The organism is Pseudoalteromonas sp. OF5H-5 (assembly GCF_021530695.1).
Classification (GTDB): Bacteria; Pseudomonadota; Gammaproteobacteria; order Enterobacterales; family Alteromonadaceae; genus Pseudoalteromonas.
This window is the reverse complement of record NZ_JAKGBF010000002.1, coordinates 369,424-388,524: the sequence shown is the minus strand read 5'-3', so window position 1 is coordinate 388,524 and position 19,101 is coordinate 369,424. Positions and strand designations below refer to the sequence as shown.

The following is a 19,101-nucleotide window of genomic DNA, read 5'->3' as shown; positions in this document are numbered from 1 at the left end:
GGTTACAGCCACCCTTCTTCTGAAGTTTCGTCCATAGCCGCTGCAATTTGCTGTTGCAATCGATGAGTCTCAATAACTTGTGCCAACTCGATGAGCGTGGCGTTTTCAAAAATGGTAATCATGTCCAGTTCAATAGCAAAATGTTCTTTAATAAGAGCTAACAGGCGAATAATTAATAAGGAATGTCCGCCCAGTGAAAAGAAATCGTCTTCTCTTTGAATGTGCGCAATACCCAGTAACGGCTGCCACAAAGCAGCAAGTTCTACTTCGATATCTCCCTGAGGAGCGCAAGTCCCTGACGTAGTCACAACATCCTGTGGCGCGGGTAAAGCCTTTGTATCTACTTTTCTATTGGCCGTTAAAGGGATTTCGGTGAGTTGGCAATATTGCGTGGGCACCATATAGTCCGGTAAAGTTTTCTTGAGTGCCCGTCGTATGGCGTCAACCTCAATGGGATGAGACATCGTGTAGTAAGCTACCAGCGACTGATTTCCGCTGGCATCTGGTCGCGTAATGACGACAGCTTCTTCTATAGCTTCCAGTTGAATCAATTGCGCTTCAATCTCGCCCAGCTCCACGCGATAACCGCGTACTTTCACCTGATTGTCTTTGCGTCCAATGTAGCTAAGCGTGCCATCTTCAAGATAGCGAGCTAAGTCACCTGTGCGATACAAACGACCTGCACCTAATGGGTTTTCAACAAAACGATCCTGTATGAGTTCTTCAAGGTTCAGGTAACCTCTTGCAACACCGCGACCTCCGACGACAATCTCTCCAACACTGCCAAAAGGCGTCAGCGTTAACTGATCAGTCATCAGATAAATCTGGGTATTCGCAACCGGTTCTCCAATACTGTGAAGCGCATGGCGATCGTATTCGGCAATACAGGCATTCACAGTGGCTTCAGTCGGCCCGTAGGCATTGACCAGTTTTACCTGATGTTGATAACGCGCTTGCCACTGTTCAATGCGAGCCTGATTTAACGCCTCTCCTCCGACACTGACCATCTTGATGGATTCGGGTAATTGTTCCGGTGAGTCGTCTACCAATTGATGCCAGAAAGCGGTAGGCAGATTGAGACGAGATACGGCATGTTGCGCGCAGAAACTCCAGAAGCGTTCGCTACTGCTGAGGCAATCATCGTTACGTAACACCAGAGTCGCGCCATTACATAAAGCCCCGAAGATTTCTTCTACGGACATGTCAAAACTGGCAGCGGCAAACTGCAACATTCGTTCTTCAGGTTGCAAGCCATAAACACTTCTTAAGCCATGACACAAGTTCACCAGGCTTCCTTGCTCAATCATGACGCCTTTAGGAGTGCCAGTTGAACCGGATGTGTAAATAACATAGGCCAGTTGATTCTCTCTGGTGTCCACTTCTTGAGTTAAATTGTCGGTCGCCAAAGCATCCAGCTGTGAGAATATGGCGTCGATACATGCCAAGTTGCTGTTGCCCGGTAAGCGTTCACTGAGAGTGGTTTGTGTCAAAGTAAGAACGGGCTGACTGTCCTGCAAAAAAAACTCTAGTCGTTCCGCGGGAGCATCAACGGCCAGAGGTACATAGCCAGCGCCTGCTTTATGCACAGCGAGTATAGCCAGAATCAGATCCAGACTACGAGGCAGGTATAAAGCGACGCGTTGATCAGGTGCAACACCTTGAGCAATCAGGAAACGAGCTAGCTGGTTTGCACGTGCATTAAGTTGCGCAAAGCTCATCTGCTGGTCGCCGTCAATTAAGGCAATAGCTTCCGGTTGTTGTGCGACATGACTCTCAAACAGACTGGAGCTGGTTGTTTGATCTTCTAAATCAAAGGACGTATTAACCGCTGTATCAAGAACCGATTGAGCAAGGGGCGCATCGTCAGGCAACAGGCGTTGACGCTCCTGTTCTGGCAAGAGTTCCAGAGCATGCAAAGGCGCATCCGGTGTTTTCACTATGGACTCAAGTAAAACGAGCAGGCGCTGAGCCAGACGTTCTATCGTCTGCTCCTTAAACAGTGCAGTTAAATATTCAAAGCTGAAGCTTATGGCTTCCTGCTTATCATCGGCGTTTAAGATGAGTTCATATTGCGAGTGAATATGCTCCCGTGCAATGGGCTGGATAGAGAAGTCAGGTAGAGTCAGTTGCCAGTCATCACTGGTATCCATAGCAAACATTATCTGGAATAAAGGCGTATAGCTTAATGAACGTTGAGGGTTTAAGGTTTCCACCAGTAGTTCAAACGGAATGTCTGCGTGAGACTGTGCGTCCAGATTAACCTGACGAACTTGCGCCAGATATTCGACGAAGGTGGCTTCAGGGTAACACTCGGTTCGTAATACCTGAGTATTCACAAAAAAGCCAATGAGTTCTTCCAGTTCTACATGAGGTCGATTCGCTACCGGCGTTCCAATAACAACGTCATTTTGTGAACTGACTCTGGCAATCAAAAGTGCAAATGCCGCGTGCAGAATCATAAACAGAGTTGTCTGTTGCTGCCGGGCAAGTTCTCGTAAGGCTGTGCTGGTTTCTGTTGATAAATGGAAGTTTATCGCAGCACCCGCACTGGTTGTGTAAGTGGGTCGTTCATAGTCCAGTGGCAGGTCATGAACCGGAGGTAAATTAGCCAGTTGTTGCTGCCAGTAGGCTTGCTGTTGTTCCAGTGTGCCTCCTGTTAACCAGTCACGTTGCCAGTGCGCATAATCGGAATATTGAGCGACCTCTTTGACTTTCAGGGAATTTTTCTTTGCTATGCTTGTGTAGGCTTCAACAAAACTCTGCGCCAGAATATTTTCAGACCAACCATCAAAAGCGATATGGTGAGTGGTGAGCAGTAATACTCCCTCCTCATCCTGTTGCTGAATAAAACGAGCTCTTAACAAGAAATCAGAACTTAAGTCAAATGCCTGATTGGCTTCCTGCTCCATGAGCTGGTTGATCAAATTAGCCTGCTCTGCACAAGATAGTTGGCGAAAGTCAAAGTTTTCAATTGAAAACGACTCTAAAGGCTGAACCTGTTGGCGCGGTGTGCCATTCTGATTGCTGTAGATTGTTCGCAACACGGTATGTTGCTGGAGTACAAAAGCGAAGGCTTTATTTGCCCATTCCAGATTAAAGCGCCCCTGTAGCCGCAAAGCGATTGGCATATTGTATTCGACACTTCCATTGCCTAGTTGATCAAGAGTCCACAAACGTTCCTGAGCAAAAGAAAGTGGCAACCACTCGCCTGGTTGCTTAGGCAAACATTGAATGCTGGCAACTGGTGCGTGACTTTGAAGAGCATCAATGACGGCCGCGAGTTTTTGAATGGTATTGTGCTCGAAGATGCTACGTACAGGTAAATCAACACACAACTGTTGTCGGATTGCAGCGACTAATCGCACTGCCGTTAAGGAATGTCCTCCCAGATCAAAGAAACTGCTGCGACAGCTTATCTGTGCCTGTCCCAGAATATTGCTCCAGATATACTGTAACTTTTCTTCTGTGTGAGTCTCTGGCATCACCAGGTTTTCAAGCTGTTGAGCGAAATCTGGCTCAGGCAGGTTGTGCCGATCAATTTTGTCGGCAGCGTTTAAAGGCATGCGTTCGAGTATCTGGAATGACGATGGAATCATATAGTCGGGTAATAACTCAACTAATGCCTGTTTGATACTACTGATTGCTGATGCACTGTCCTCTTGAGGGTCAGAAACAACCAGATATGCGACCAGAACATTTTCACCTTGCAGATTTTTGTGAATCAACACAGCGGCTTCAGCAATGGCGTCAAGTTTGACAAGAGCCGATTCCACTTCGCCCAGTTCAACGCGAAAACCTCTTACCTTAACCTGATTATCAATCCGTCCTACCAGTTCAAGATTTCCTTCTTCAGTCCAGTAACCCAGATCTCCGGTACGGTAGAGTCGGTCTCCGTGGCCGCCTAAATTCTGGAAAGAGTTCTTTTTAAAACTGTGTTCGGTTTTTTCTGGCTTGTTCCAGTAGCCTTTTCCTACACCCACTCCAGATACACACAGCTCACCAACAACATTAACGGGCAGTAGTTGTAAATTTGCATCCAGCACGTACATTGTCAGATTCGGAATAGGCTTACCCAAGGGTACGTTTTTCACAGATTCCGACAGCGGTTTATCCATTACAAAATAAGTAATGTCATCGGATGCTTCACTGGGACCGTAACCATTCATGACCGGAATATCGGGATAGAATTTCAACCATCGATTAACCAGAGGGACTGGGCAAGGTTCTGCGATGATCATCAACCACTTCAACTCCGTTAATGGTACGGCACAGTCCCGTTGAATTAATGCTTCCATTAACAATTTAAGTACTGAAGGTGCTGTCTGAATCAGGTGAATCTGCTCCTGGTGCAGCAGATCAATATAGCGAGCAAGGTCCATTGCATCTTGTAGCACAACGGTTTTTCCACCGCACATGAGAGGTGCCAGGAATTGCCATACAGAGACGTCAGACGATGATGCAGCACTTTGCAGGAAGTTACGGGCTTGCAGACCATCTTTTGTCTGAAAACCCAGCACATCAAACTCTGCATCAATATGATTTAAGGCACCCGCATGATGAACCAGAGCCCCTTTCGGTTGTCCCGTCGAACCTGAGGTGTAGATCATATAGGAGAGATCATCTGGCTGTGAATGAACGACGGGATTACTAACAGGATAGGTGTCCAACAAATGCCAATGTGCATCGAGCAGGAAGCATTGTTGTGTATCGAGCTGAAGTCCAGAGAAACCTTGCTGGCTTAACACGACCTGCACATCTGAGTCTGACAACATGTACTTCAGTCGTTCAGAAGGATTGTTAGGATCAAGGGGCACATAAGCCGCACCCGCTTTCATAATTCCTAATATCGCGGTGACAAATTCAATGGAACGTTCCGCATAAATTGCGACGATGTGATTACGCTGAACACCTTGCTCGATAAGATAATGAGCAAGCTTATTGGCATTAGTATTCAGCTCGCTGTAAGTCACTCGTTGCTCATTACACACAGCGGCAATGGCAGTTGGATGTAAGCTAACCTGTTGCTCAAAACGTTGATGTACCGTTTGAGCACCTTCGTAGTGAACAGAAGTTCCATTGAACTCTTTAACAATACGTTCCTGTTCAGCCAGAGGCGTAATAGATAAGGAGAGTACTGTCTGCGTTTTGTCGGTACATAAGCCTTGAACAATGGCCGCTAGTGCCGTTTTCATGTAACCGAGAACGGCATTCGCGCCAATACGTTTTTCTACATGCACTTCAAGACGAAAATCGTTTTCCAGTTGATCGACACCCATTTCCAGTGGATAGTTGGTGTACTCGATGGCCTCCAGAAGCTTAAAGCCAGTCTGATTATTAACCGCAACTTGTTCATGCTGGTGTCGATAGTTTATTAAGCTGGTAAACAGTGGCGTGCCGGCGGGTAAACTGGCGTGTTGCAGAATATCGGCCAGTGGCAAATGTTCATACTCAGCCAGTTCAATGATATGCTTTTGCATGGCATGCACTGCATCAGACAGACTGGTCTCTGCCAAAGAAGCTCGCAATGGCAACAAGTTGATCAGCAAGCCAAATATTTTTTCAACGCCCACAAGCGACTGTTGCCTGCCTGACATCATGGTTCCAAATACTACATCATCTTTACCGCTGCATTTAGCCACTACAAGCGCCCAGGCGAGATGAAAAATAGCGGCTGGACTGATTCGTTGGTGACCAGCAATGGACAGAATATCTTCACTGAGTGACTGACCCAGAAAGGCGTCTTTAATGTCTATTTGAGAAGCATCATTGTAGACATCCATTAAACCAAAGGGAGCGGTTGATTCAGTCACATCTGACAGGCGTTGACGAAAATATTCGTGGCCTTGTTGAGCTGTGTTTTTGCTCAAAGTATGGGCGACAAACTCACGATATTGAACAGGAGCGGGTAACTCCTTATTAGCATCGTTCATCAGAGTTTTGATTTCGTCAATCTGATGCAACACAGTGATATGATCTGTCAGAAGATGGTGCTGTTTTAATAACAGGTAACAAACATCCTTTTCACTGCTTTTGGCTGCGGTTAATTCCATCATGGGCGCAGACTGCAAACTCAACGCCTGATTGTCCGGTGATGCGAGTGCTTTTAGTGCCGTTAGCGGGTTTTCATTGCCCACTGGAGACAGCCAGTTTACTTCTACTGTTGCGTGACCTTGTACCAATTGTACTGGAGCGGATAAAGACTGCCAGTGTATTGAAGTACGAAAAACATCGTGACGTTGCACCACTCGATTGAGGGCTGTGACGAATGCATCCAGTTGGTCAGAATGGTTAAACTCCATCAAAATAGGAATAACATAAGTGTCTCGATCTTCATTCATCTGGTGATGAAAGAAAATACCTTCCTGCAATGGAGATAACGGATAAATATCCTGAAGGTTTTCTGCACCTCCTTTTACTTTTGAACACAGCAAATCTATATCTTGCTGCGTCAGGTCAAGTAAAGGAAATGCTTGTGGAGTTAATCTTTGAGAAAGAGGTAAATCAGATGTCTTGGTGACTTGCGTATTTGACACCTTTGTCATCTCTGCGGCTAAAGCACTGAGTGATGGAGTTTGATAAATTGCCCGCAAAGGAAGCTCATACCCTGCTTGTAATACCTGTGAGCGCATTGACATGATCAACAGAGAGTGACCACCCAGCTCGAAGAAGTTATCAAAGCGACCCGCTTTCTCGATATTCAGTAGCTCTTGCCATAAATGAGCCAGCAATTCCTCGGCTTCACCTTCTGGTGCCGCATATTCCTGACAGCCAAAGTCCTGTGCACTGGGTTCTGGTAACTGCTTGTGATCGACTTTGCCGTTAGCCGTTAGAGGGAGCTTACTTAAGGTTACGAAGGCTGCAGGAATCATATAGTCCGCCAGCGTAGCGCGCAGAAATTCGCGTAAAGCAGAAACATCAATGTCTTTATCGGTTACGACATAGGCGATTAACCGCTGATGATCTGTGGTGTGTTCTTCAGTAATGAGTATGGCATCATTGATGTCATCGAACTGTTTTAGCTGGTACAGGATTTCATTGGGCTCAATACGAAAGCCATTCAGTTTTATTTGTTGATCTTTGCGACCTACAAATTCCAGTAACCCCTCTTCTGTTACACGGGCTAGGTCCCCTGTACGATAGCAGCGACCTTGTACCAGAGGATGCCCGACAAAGGCATGGCGAGTTTCTTCATCTCGACCAAGATATCCTCGACCAACACTGTTACCAGCAATAAAAATCTCGCCGATCAAAGTGTCGGGCACCGGACGCATACATTCATCGACTAGCAGGAATTGTGCCCCTGGGTTCGGTAAACCGATGGGCATGATGGGACGTATATCTTCTTCGCTACGAATAAAGTAATGTGAAGCCGTCACCGTCGTTTCAGTTGGACCATAAGTATTTACGAGTGGAATCGACGGACCTGATGCGAACCACGATTCAACGCAATGTGTTTTTAAGGCTTCTCCTCCCAGAATAACCAGTCTTAAATCATCATAAGATGTCTTCGTTTTATGCTGGGCCAGCTGGTGCCAGAATGCGGTGGGCAAGCTCACGATAGAGATGTGCTGAATTTGGCAGTAGTTTTGAAAAGCATCGAGATCCAGATGGAGATCTGCTGTTCTTAATATTAAGGTAGCGCCATTGCATAATGTGCCAAAACATTCCTCAACAGAGATGTCAAAGCTCAAAGCGGAGAACTGCAAAAAACGGTCGCTGGCGGTTATCTGATAAGTTTGTGTGCAGTGGCTAACAAAGTCGCTTAACTGGCCATGCTCGATCATGACACCTTTGGGCGTTCCTGTTGAGCCAGAGGTATACATCAGATAGGCAAGCTGCGTTTCTGTTATGTCGACTTCTGCCAGATTTTCAGAGGAGAAATGCGAAACATGGGAAGCGTATTCAGCGTCATCAACCAGTACCAGAGTTGCTACTTTATGGAACTCTCGCTCACTTTGTTGTTGATTGGTAATAAGACAAAGCGCTTGCGAATCTTCCAGCATGTGATTCAGTCGCTGATCAGGGTAGTCCGTGTCCAGAGAAACATAAGCAGCACCGGATTTGAGTACGGCCAGTTTTGCGATGAGGTATCCAATTGAACGCGGTAAGGCAATCGCTATGACGGAATCAGCTTCGGTTGTACAGGATGCCTTCAGGTATCGAGCGAGCTGGTTTGCCTGTTGATTCAGTTCAGCATAAGAGAGCTGTTGTTTGCCATCGGTCACAGCAATATTATCAGGCGATTCTAAAGCGATTTTTTCAATCTGATCAACAACCGTTGTGAATTTTCTCGGTGTCACCGCTTGCATTGACATGGTTGCAGGCAAGGCGTCTATCAATGACAACTGGTTAAGCGCTGTATCCGGTTGTTGGAGCATTTGCTCAACCAGAAAGACCGTCGCTTCGAGTAATGCTTGAGCTTGCTGCGCTGAAAAATAGTCATGGCGATAATCCAGTTGCAGTTGTGTACTTTGCTTTTCACCGTACTCACACAAAGTGATGGTGAGCGGCATTTCTTCTCGGCCATGACTTAAGTAATGAGACTCAACGTCCAGCCCGGTTGCACTAAAATCAAAGTCGATCAGTTGGTAGTTAAACACAACATCGAATAAGCGCTCTCGGTTATGCGCTCGTAGCGAAAGAGCCTGATATAGGGCACTGAGTGGGTAGTGACGATGACGAAATCCGCTTTTAATGGAGCGAGCCGTATCTGCAACGGCTTGAGAAACGGTTGTTGCTGGCTGCGCCTGAACCAGAACCGGCTGCATGGACATAAAGGAGCCAACCATGCCACGCTGTTCTGCGTTGGTCCGATTATGCAGTGGCGTGCCCATAATAAATGCACCAGAGCGGAATGTATGCTGAATCAGGTGGCTGATAGCCGTCATAAACAAAGGCAGCACGGGCAGTGCCGCGTCGCTGGCTAAACTCATCCAGTGTTTGTAACGTTCAACACTGATGTGATGAATCAACTTTGAGCTCGCATGTTGCTCTGTCGCTTGACTAATTGGTTGTAAGGGCACATCTGGTAATGGATTCAGCTGTTGCTCCCAGAAAGCTTGAGCTTTCTGTTGACGGCGCTGGTGCTTTTCTTCGTCGATCTTGTCAGCAGTCAGTGGCAAAGTGATCGTCAATTCTGTGTCAGCGTCTTCGGAGAGCTGTTGGTAGTGACTGAAAATACTTCGAATCCAGTTGGCATACCCTGCCCCATCAATAACGATGTGATGGGATATAAAATACAACCAGAAGCGTTGTTCAGATAACTTGATAAGTGCAACGCGATAAAGGCAGTCGGACTGTAGGTTAAAAGGCTGTATAAAAACGGATTTGATCAGTTGACTAGCTGCTGCTTCAGGATTTTCCTGATGCGAATAATCCGTCACTGACAGATGGAAACTCTGTTCTCTGACAACATATCCAGGTTGGCTATTATCAGCGTGGTTTTTCTCCGAATAATTGTCTATCTGACTACGTAATACAGCATGTTGATAAACACTCCGCTGAATGGCCTTTTCCAGCCGCTTTAAATCGACAGATTGTTTGATATCGACATAACCACCGATGTTAAAAGAAGCAGTATCTTCCTTGTTATTATGATCAAGATAAATCTCTTGTTGGGGAGTATTTAACTCAAAAAACTGTTCTGTTTTGCTGTCTGCTGACATAGGTTTTTCCTGACAAATCCAACTCCATATGAGTTAAATTCGTTAATTTAAGCTCAGCAATCCCTGCTCTCACCTCTTTGAAAGCAAGTCTGGCTGCATTTAGATTTATTCGTTTATACGGAAAGTTAAGCGCGTCTCTGGCTCACACCCTTCTTATGAAATGTAATTAAGATAAGAACGATAGCGTTTGAAAAATGCATCGTGACGCATAAAGCCTGCCAGCCCTAACAGAGAAACCGCATTGTAGTAGAGGTTTTCGCGGGGCATTTTTTCAATGACTCTTGTCAGTGCTGAAAACGCAGTCGCTTTGGTATGGTAGTCGATGTTAAATGAAATGCTGTCGGTCAAAGTGCGTACATGATGCAACATACCTGCGGGCATTATTAAGACATCTCCCCCATCAATCTCGACACGTCGGTGTTCGATAATATCTGAGTCCAGTGCTTGTTCAGGATTGTGATCAAACCAACGCCAACCTCGACGATGGCAGTCACTTCTCTGGTGCCATGGAACCAAAGTAAATCGTTTTTTTCCTGCTACCTGAAAGAACAGATTATTGGTGCGCAGCGTATCAAAATGTAATGGAGTGACAGCGCCGGAAGGCGACATAAAGAACTGTACAAACTTCCACCATTGCTCCCGATAAAAAGACGGTAAAATAGTGGAAGGAAAGGTGCCTATATCCTGTAGTAAGTCCTGTGTCTGTAGAAAAATAGGAATATCATGACAATAAGGAATCTCATGACCTGACTTGCCAGCCTGAAACGCCTTAAGTATATCGACGTACCGCTGCATGGTTGTGTGTTGTGTGCGTATGTTTTGCGCGCCAAAGTACTTAATCGTCACTTCCAGTTGAGGAAACTGATTTTTAAAATACGTTGGCGACCATAAGTTAACAGCTGGCCACTGTTTAATGAGTCCACGCAAAACGACCGCTTTGCCTTCCTTCAGTTGTTGTTGGCACTGTGCGATGTCGAGATGGTTATATTCTGCAACTCCAAACATAAGACTTTACTACTTAATATTTTATCGTTAATAGAGCGTTTAAACGGCTTGTTCATCCGCATGAACTTGCGGCTGCATATTATTTTCAAGATGTTTAAATGCTCGCTTAAGAATTGTCAGCCCTTTTTGTAGCTGTTCTACGGGAATGGTGAGGGCTGGCATTAATTTGACAATCTCATTTTCTGGACCGCATCGTTCCAGTATCAATCCCTGTTCAAAACAATTTTCTACTATAAACTGTGACATGGAGGCATCGTTCATTTCCATACCTTGCATCAATCCCAGTCCTTTCACTTGAATCACTTTTCCGGCGTACTCTTCTGTAAGCCGATGCAAAGTTTCACTGATAATATTGGCTTTTTCGGCGATTTCGAGACCAAACTCAGGCGTTGACCAATAGTGCTCGATCATGGCCTTAGCGGCTACAAATGCCAGATTATTACCGCGGAAAGTTCCGTTGTCTTCTGCAGGTTTCCATATGTCTACTTTGGGCTCAATGAGTAATAAAGCCATGGGTAAGCCAATGCCACCTATTGATTTAGAAAGACAAACCATGTCGGGCTTGATGTCTGCTCTTTCAAAACTGAAAAACTCTCCTGTACGACCACAGCCTGCTTGAATGTCATCAACAATCAACAAGATATTTAACTCACGTGTTAATTCGCGCAGTGCTTTTAACCATTCAATGGATGCAACGTTTAATCCGCCCTCTCCTTGAACGGTTTCTAAAATAATTGCAGCGGGCATATCGACACCGGAACTCGGGTCCGTTAGCAGTTTTCGGAAGTAGCCAATTGAATCGAATGTATCACCAGCATACCCTTCAAACGGAAGACGGGTTACTTGCGAGTAGACGCCGCTTTGTCGATGGTGATCATTTCCCGTCAGATTCAATGACATACCTGTCATACCGTGGAATGCATTGGTAAAGCAGATGATGTTTTCGCGCTGTGTATATTTGCGCGCAAGTTTAATGGCTGATTCTACGACGCTGGTGCCTGTCGGGCTGGTGAATTGCAGACGATAATTGAGAGTTCTGGGTTGCAGAATATGTTTTACAAAGCTGTCAATGAATTCCATTTTCGCTTGTGAATAAAGGTCCAGCCCCATCAGAATACCGTCGGACTCAAGGTAATTAACGACTTCATTTTTAATGGCTGCGTTATTATGTCCGTAGTTTAATGCGCCAGCTCCGGAAAGAAAGTCAATGTAGGATCTACCTTCGTTATCAACAAGAGTAGAGCCTTTTGCCTGCTTAAAAACGACAGAAAACTGTCGACAATATGAACGAGCACTTGACTCGTACTGTTCAAAAATAAAGTTCACAATTCTGCCCCTCACCGTTCTCAAGTACGGTGAATAAAGTAATAAAATTAGAAGACGAATTATTAATAATCTATGTGTAGCTACACAAAAACTGCTTCACAGATTAGAGCAATAATTCTATACAAAATAACGGTCAGGAGATTTAGGAATATTGGAAATATTTTCATAACAGACGAAGTCAATTTCGCATATAAACAACCTAGAATCCCTTATCTAGGTACGAATTATAAACACCTCTTACAAAAAATCAAACCTTTATTAAAAAAATTTATAGCGTTATGACTTTAGTGAGATTTCCAATAAACTGGAGACAATCGGGAGCTCAAAGTAATAATCCTTCATAGAAGGTGGCTTTGAATTTCATGCCCCTCGAGGGGGCTACTCTTCACTCCCCCTATATCTAACAGCATTTGACGTTCTTCGTCTTCTTTAGCTTTTTGTTCTGCGCAACTAAATCAGGACTCTTTTCTTAAGGAACTTTGCTCATATTCAATTGGCGACAGAACACCATTTGCCGTATGAAGTCGTTCTAAGTTGTAATAGCGCATATACGCTGTCACATCATCTCTCATATATTCATGAGTTGGCTGAGGTACTTTCAGCAACCAATCGTGTTTTAAGCTACCGAAGAAGCGTTCAACAACCCCATATCCCAGCACGCTCCGACATCGCCCATACTCGCTCTAATTCCGTAGCTGACGAGCAGTTTACGGTAATGCTTACTGGTATATTGTGAGCCTCTATCTGAGAGAAACACCAAGCCTTTAAGTAGCTGACGTAAGTTATAAGCTTTCATCATCGCTTTGCTGACCAAGTCAGTCATCATTCGCTTATCGATATGCCAGCCAACGATGCGGCGTGAATATAAGTCCATAACAATGGCTAGGTACATCCAGCCTTCACCAGTTCTTAAATACGTCACATCACCAGCCCAAACCTGATTTGGTGCAACAGGATTAAAGCTCTGATTCAGCAGGTTATCAGCAACAGCATCACTGTGCTTACGTTTGGTTGTGACTTTGTAAGCAACTCGCTGAGTTACAACGAAACCAAGCTTAGCCATTAACTTCTTAACGCCATATTCGCTGACTTTAAAGCCCTCCTTGCATAACCGCTTTTTCAGCTCTCGATAACCTAAGCTATTTCGGCTTTGCTCGAAGATATCTTTGGCTCTTCGATACATATGCAAATGCTCCGCTGTAATGATTTTTGCGGGTCGCTCAGCCAAGCATAATAGGCTGAGCGACTGACATTCATTACTTTATAAAGCTTACTCACAGGAAATACCGAAAATAGCTTCTTACCGGTTTTAAACGTTACTTGGTTTATTTTATCAGTGATACCTAAAGGCAGGGTGGGATTCCACTTTGCTCACAGCTTAACCAAAAAGTAACTCGATCCTAAAATCACCGTTCCAAGCTGCTCCTCTTCGTTTCGCTGCTAAACTGTCTTTCTTACCTTGATGTTGCCTGATTATGTTTAAGCATACCCTGTTGAACAAAGCGATGTGTGCCGCCCCGTCGGGGTCTGCTACCTTTAATTTATCTTCTTTGAAAACAACATCTAAGACCCAGTGAAGTCGATTCTCTATGTGCCAATGCTCGCGTATTACTTTTGCCACTAACTCTGGCTCTACCGCCAATGAACTGACATAGAAGTGGGAGGTCTAACTGGTTTTGTCACCTAATTTACAACCTCTTGCAACCTCAATCACCGTTTTGACATGAGGCCATTTCTCTTTGAGTTTCTGTGGTAATTTAATCGGTAGCTGCATAACTAGACGACTTTCACCTCGGCCATGAGCATTACCATTGCTTTGTGCTTCTTCGTGTTGGCCCATGCTGTTATAGTGAGTTTTAAAGTGCTCAGCGATAGCGTCGTGTAAATTACGCTGATTGGCTTTGACTTGGATAATAAAGTCGCCCTTATTCTTTACAATTGACTCCAACGTTTTCGTTTGGCAATGCAGAGCATCAAGCGTCACAATGCAACCTTCACACGCTAATATGTCGATGATATCACGGGCAATTTTACCTTCTTTTCCTTTATTTTTCGCAGCTTGTTGATATAAGGCTAGTCCATTATCAACATCCAAATGCACTAACCACATTTAGCGCATTGTACACATTTTCTTTCCAACAACCTCGAAGCACTTTACCATCAATCGCGATGTGTGGCTTTTGAGCTTCTTCACGACGAGAATTAATCCAATCTAGCAGAGCCTTAAGCAAAAGCATCGGTATTTAAAGCTTTGATTATGTTCGCAATGCAGTGACGTTTGTGTATGCCATGTTCAAAAGGACGATGCTGCCTTAGCCAATCCAATTGCAACTCACCGAACTCTTGAATTGACTTCCATCCGTCGGCGCCACTAAGCACGGCACTCAAAGTTAAAAACAAGACGTCGACAAGATTGTGTTTGATGTTTACATCAGTTCTAGGATCTTCAATCCACTCTAAATGTGTGATAATGCTCATTGTAACGACTTAAAAAGTTGCGATGCGCAATCAGATCATAAAACACCAATACTCGTCAATTTAAAGTTCGATCCCGCCCTGACCTAAAGGCGCCGCTGCTTTTGGTACACTGTAACCTTGCTCGGTTGCCAACGCCACAGCATCTTACTTAAATTCAGCTGTGTAATTTCTGTTTGTTCGTTTTGTCATTTAACACCTCAATAATTGGATTATATTCCATTATTAAAGTGTCCTTTATAATTAAAGCAGTTCAAGCCTGCCGAGGGTATTCGCAACTTACATGCAAAAGTTACTGGGAGCATCTACTTAAACTGAGTCACTATTTCAATAAACCACTCGATTCAATTACCGATGCCGAGCTGAATGTCTTCTTTAACAATCGACTTTAGTACTATAACGCCTTGTTATTAGCTCAACCCTTACAGATTCTATAAATGTAGAATATCCCATAGCTCACCACCACATATAACTGTACACATACACAGCCACATGTAGTATTTCAGTTTTTATCAATTAAATGGCACGTTATGTAAAATTTTTCTTGGCTCGATTATCTAAATTCAAATTGTAATTCACTGATATTATTAACTTAAAACTGTGAAGTAAAAATATATAACGCGCCAATAGAGACTCGATTAAGTCATGGCTCGTTTTTGCTAAAGTACTTTTACATTGCCAGCATCAAAAACTTATGATAACGTACTGAAATTATTAAATAAAAATTTATTAGTCCAGAACTTTATGGATGTGGATAACTTCCTTAAATCGAAATGCGCACAAATAAGCTGTTAGAGATAAAAATGAACATAGCACTCCGAAAATTAACTAAAAAAGATTTGCCTGCATTTTCAATGCTTTGGCAATTTTATCAATACCATCAAAGTAATTTTGATAACGAAGATATCGATAGTTCAGGCAGATTTGATATTGATGAAGAATACCTCAGAGGTGTCGCTGCGGGTGACGAAGACTGCGACGCTTACTTAATTGTTGTTGAGAACAATCTCGCCGGTTTCGTGACTGTGGAGCCCACAGAAATATTAGAGCGTGAAATTCCTGAGCTGTCAGATATTTTTATCCTACCTAAGTACCGTTCAAAAGGGATCGCTGTGCATGCTGTTCGCCAGTTAATGTTAAATAGCTCATCAAATTGGCATGTAGCCGTTTATAAAAAAGACCGCGAAGCATTAAAGTTTTGGGACAGACTTTTTGCGAAATTACCGATTGAGAATGTATTGAAAGTTGAACCACCTGAGACCGAAGGCTTTCATGAATTTGTGATTACAAATAAATAAAATATGCAGGACATGATGAGTATCAGACTAGAAGCAGTAACAAGTTTTGGTGTCATTAAAAATCAAGAAGCATTTCGATTTCAAGAAAGCAAATAGTAATCTTGAAATCAAAAATGAGAGATGGTATCCACTCTGAATAATAATAGAATCAAATAATTACCACGTCTCTGTAGCAGTTATGCTAACTCACAAAGCGGATCAGTACACATGTTCCCTCTCCTCCTGAGTAGAGCTAATGTTTCCTCATGTCCACTCGCTTGCCGGAACAAATCGGGATCTCTAATCCTGTCGGGTAGATTGACAGCGAGAACCAACTCCCGTAATTGAAACTCAAACTCCAGGTGCTGCGGGCGGGTAATATCGGCAATCAATTCCTTAGATATAACGGGTTTCGGCTTTCTGCTAGAAGCACTTTTTGAATGATTTCTACTTGGCAACACAATATCGGCACGCCGCTGTTTGACCTCTTCCGTATTTGAGAACAGACTGCACGCTCTGGCATAGGCCGCCTCCATAACAACGGAGTTAACTCTTTCATCGTCAGAATTCGCCGATATAACAAGGCGCTGTACTTCCCGGTAGATGCGATGAGCCATATCGAGATTGCCAAGAGACAGCTCGTACATTGTGTCGTTCAACTCGGTGGTGAGTTCGTTGTATACGCTCGTCCATTGTATTCCCCAAAGTTCACCGAGAAAGGCATTCCACTCGGCGCTATGCCTTTGTAATGGCTCCATAGTGAAATAGCCTGCACTTTCGGCCCGGCGAGCTGCTTTTAAACTATTCGCAATGTTTCGTCAAAGGGCGGATTGGCGCAAAAAAGCAGCGGCACTCTCAACTTGTTAACTAAGCTGTGAAGAAAGTTCAGCAGATTGTTCTCCCCACCGGTCCGCTTGAATACTAGGCGCTGCATTTCATCGATTACAGGATTCCCAAAAAGCTCGACTTAATCCGCTGTTCAATCTGCCGCATCAAACCGCCGATGGTGTTCGCCGCAGGCTCTTTTTTCTTGTTCATAGCCAAATCTAGGCTCACCAGTATTTCTTCACATAAATCCCGCACGCTGGAATTGTTCGGGCAGTCGACCTTGATCCAGACCACTTACTCGGTAAATTCCATTGGGCGATTCTGGTATGCCTTATGTTCGATAACCGCTGGGAGATAGTTGAGGATCTGCTCCAGCATGCTGGTTTTGCCTACCCCGCTGTCGCCAATCAGGGTGATGGTTTCAGCCTTTGGCTCGAAGTAGCCGGTCTTAGGTTCGATATCGGGTCTGGCGTCGACCGGATAGTATAGGTACTGAGCTGTGGTAGGGCTAAGCGGGTTTTTACTTGCATAACCATTCTTTATAGCCGTTTCAATGGCTCGAAAACACTCATAATAAATAAAGAACGGTTGACGCAGTTGTTTCAGGCGACTTGTGTATTCTTCTCTTACCAGAGGGTTAGTATGCTGCCTGATATGCTCATCCAAATTCGGGTAGTTGGAAAATTTTCTAGCAGCTCAGCCGCTCCTTTCTTCTGCGGCAAAGCTTCTATCAGGGGGTCCCTTTGTGCTCAGGTAGAATGGCCTCATGGTATTCGGCTTCTTCTCTACGCATTTATTTACCCTCCGATTTTCTGTTGCGCCTCGGTAACATGCTTACTACGTTTACCCCTGGTTTGACGGCCGTCGTGTCTGCCTTAGTTTCTTCAGTGTACGTATGGGTTGTTCTCTTTAACTCCTCGCGACGGTTATCTCTAGTCCGCTTTATTTTTTCTCTATATGGCATGAATTATTTTTTGCCCTTTCCTTAGCCTTGCTTTTTGTTTCGCTATGGCGTTTTTTCATTTCTATCGAATCGACGGTTACCGGCGCTTTTTCCTTGTGTATATCAAGCCAATCTAGAATAAACTCAACTTCAATCACCGGCATATCTTTCAATATTCCGTTGCGACTGTAGTGGCATAGTTAATTTGGCCACCCATTAAGAAAGAAATGTTATGCTATTTGCATACAAATTTGGGTGAAAAAATGACGAAATTAAAACGCGCAACGTATTCTGCTGCAATCAAATTAGAAACAGCTCAGCTTGTAGTTGATCAAGGCTACACGCAAGAAGATGCAGCCAAAGCTATGGGGGTTGGTAAATCAACTGTAAGTAAATGGGTAACTCAATTAAAGCAAGAACGGAATGGCCAGTCCCCATTAGCTTCACCAATGACACCCGAACAAATTGAAATCCGCGAACTTAAAAAGCAAATCCAACGTATTGAATTAGAAAAGGATATATTAAAAAAGGCTACCGCTCTCTTGATGTCCGACTCCCTGAACAATTCTCGTTAATTGAGAAATTAAATCAACGAGAGCGTTACCCAATTAGCGTGTTGTGTAGCGTATTCAATGTGCATCGCAGCAGCTATAAATATTGGGCCATACGGGATACAACGCCTACACCAGAGCAAATAAGGCTAGAAGCTGAAGTTAAAGCTATACATGCAATGAGTGGCGGTTCGGCTGGGGCACGGACAATCGCAGCAATTGCAATGAATAACGGTTTTGAATTAAGCCGTTATCGCGCCGCTAAGCTGATGGTTAAACTAAAACTAGAGAGCTGCCAAGTGCCACAACATCAATATAAACGTGGTGGTAATGAGCATCTTGAAATCCCAAATTTGCTAGATAGGCAGTTTGATGTTGTTGAGCCGAATACGGTGTGGTGCGGTGATGTGACGTATATTTGGACAGGCAATCGCTGGGCTTATTTAGCGGTCGTTATTGATTTATTTGCACGCAAAGTCGTTGGTTGGGCAATGTCATTGTCGCCAGATACTAACTTAACGCTAAAAGCGCTTGAACTCGCGTATGAAAGCAGAGGTAAACCAAGTGGATTGATGTTTCACTCAGACCGAGGAAGCCATTATACAAGCTTGAAGTACCGCCAACGTTTATGGCGCTATAAAATTACACAAAGTATGAGCAGGCGCGGAAATTGGGATAATGCGCCAATGGAGCGATTTTTTAGAAGCTTTAAAACGGAGTGGATGCTAAAGGTTGGATACGAAAACTTTAAAGATGCTAAATATGGTGTGAGTGATTATATCAACGGATATTATAACAACGTTAGGCCTCATCATTATAATGCTGGTTTAGCGCCAAATGAATCTGAGGTTAGATACCAAGATTCTAAAACTGTGGCCAAAATTAGTTGACCACTACAGTGCCTATTCAACTAAGGCAAAGAAGTGATTACTCATGTTAAAAGGAGAGAAGTAAAACAATTCCAGTGTTCTACATAGCGTCAAACTAACTGTGCTCTAGTTTCTTTTTAGGAGTTCCGTTGGTAATAACAG

Annotated in this window: 9 protein-coding genes and 2 pseudogenes; 2 read left to right on the top strand and 9 right to left on the bottom strand. The window is 44.1% G+C overall.

Translation table 11 applies throughout. From position 1 onward, the window contains the following. Window positions 1-2: 2 nt before the first annotated feature. The 5 genes and pseudogenes from L1271_RS04515 to L1271_RS04495 form a co-directional block, all read right to left on the bottom strand. Window positions 3-9,665 (bottom strand): non-ribosomal peptide synthetase, encoded by a 9,663-nt coding sequence (locus L1271_RS04515; RefSeq protein ID WP_235366916.1) that lies wholly within the window; start codon window positions 9,663-9,665, stop codon window positions 3-5. A gap of 153 nt (window positions 9,666-9,818) precedes the next feature. After that, window positions 9,819-10,670, bottom strand: coding sequence for a cupin-like domain-containing protein (locus L1271_RS04510; protein ID WP_235366914.1), 852 nt, complete (start codon window positions 10,668-10,670; stop codon window positions 9,819-9,821). A 39-nt stretch (window positions 10,671-10,709) separates the two neighbouring features. Beyond that, window positions 10,710-11,996, bottom strand: a complete 1,287-nt coding sequence (gene ectB, locus L1271_RS04505; RefSeq protein ID WP_235366912.1) for a diaminobutyrate--2-oxoglutarate transaminase — start codon at window positions 11,994-11,996, stop codon at window positions 10,710-10,712. Window positions 11,997-12,451: 455 nt separating this feature from the next. Next, window positions 12,452-13,322 (bottom strand): annotated as a pseudogene (locus L1271_RS04500) (IS3 family transposase); the annotation flags it as partial. Between the two features lie 52 nt (window positions 13,323-13,374). Continuing rightward, a pseudogene (locus tag L1271_RS04495) lies at window positions 13,375-14,474 on the bottom strand (ISAs1 family transposase). An 800-nt stretch (window positions 14,475-15,274) separates the two neighbouring features. Here L1271_RS04495 and L1271_RS04490 point away from each other — a divergent pair. Then, window positions 15,275-15,769, top strand: a complete 495-nt coding sequence (locus L1271_RS04490; protein ID WP_235366910.1) for a GNAT family N-acetyltransferase — start codon at window positions 15,275-15,277, stop codon at window positions 15,767-15,769. 176 nt (window positions 15,770-15,945) lie between these two features. Here the strand turns inward: L1271_RS04490 and L1271_RS04485 are convergent, their stop codons facing one another. From L1271_RS04485 to L1271_RS04470, 4 genes are all read right to left on the bottom strand, one after another. After that, complete coding sequence (locus L1271_RS04485) at window positions 15,946-16,506, bottom strand: hypothetical protein (RefSeq protein ID WP_235366909.1); 561 nt, start codon at window positions 16,504-16,506, stop codon at window positions 15,946-15,948. A 184-nt stretch (window positions 16,507-16,690) separates the two neighbouring features. Next, the gene (locus tag L1271_RS04480; RefSeq protein WP_235366907.1) at window positions 16,691-16,870 is read right to left on the bottom strand and encodes an ATP-binding protein; all 180 of its coding nucleotides are present in this window, start codon (window positions 16,868-16,870) and stop codon (window positions 16,691-16,693) included. Next, window positions 16,871-17,242, bottom strand: coding sequence for a hypothetical protein (locus L1271_RS04475; protein WP_235366905.1), 372 nt, complete (start codon window positions 17,240-17,242; stop codon window positions 16,871-16,873). A gap of 276 nt (window positions 17,243-17,518) precedes the next feature. After that, on the bottom strand, window positions 17,519-17,683 hold the full coding sequence (locus L1271_RS04470) for a hypothetical protein (protein ID WP_235366903.1): 165 nt from the start codon (window positions 17,681-17,683) through the stop codon (window positions 17,519-17,521). A 99-nt stretch (window positions 17,684-17,782) separates the two neighbouring features. Between L1271_RS04470 and L1271_RS04465 the strand changes: the two genes are divergently transcribed. Continuing rightward, window positions 17,783-18,960 (top strand): IS3 family transposase gene (locus L1271_RS04465; RefSeq protein ID WP_235366898.1). Its coding sequence is split into 2 segments (ribosomal slippage): window positions 17,783-18,041 and window positions 18,041-18,960, totalling 1,179 coding nucleotides; the frame shifts between segments, so codons are not numbered across the junction. The last annotated feature ends 141 nt before the right edge of the window (window positions 18,961-19,101 follow it).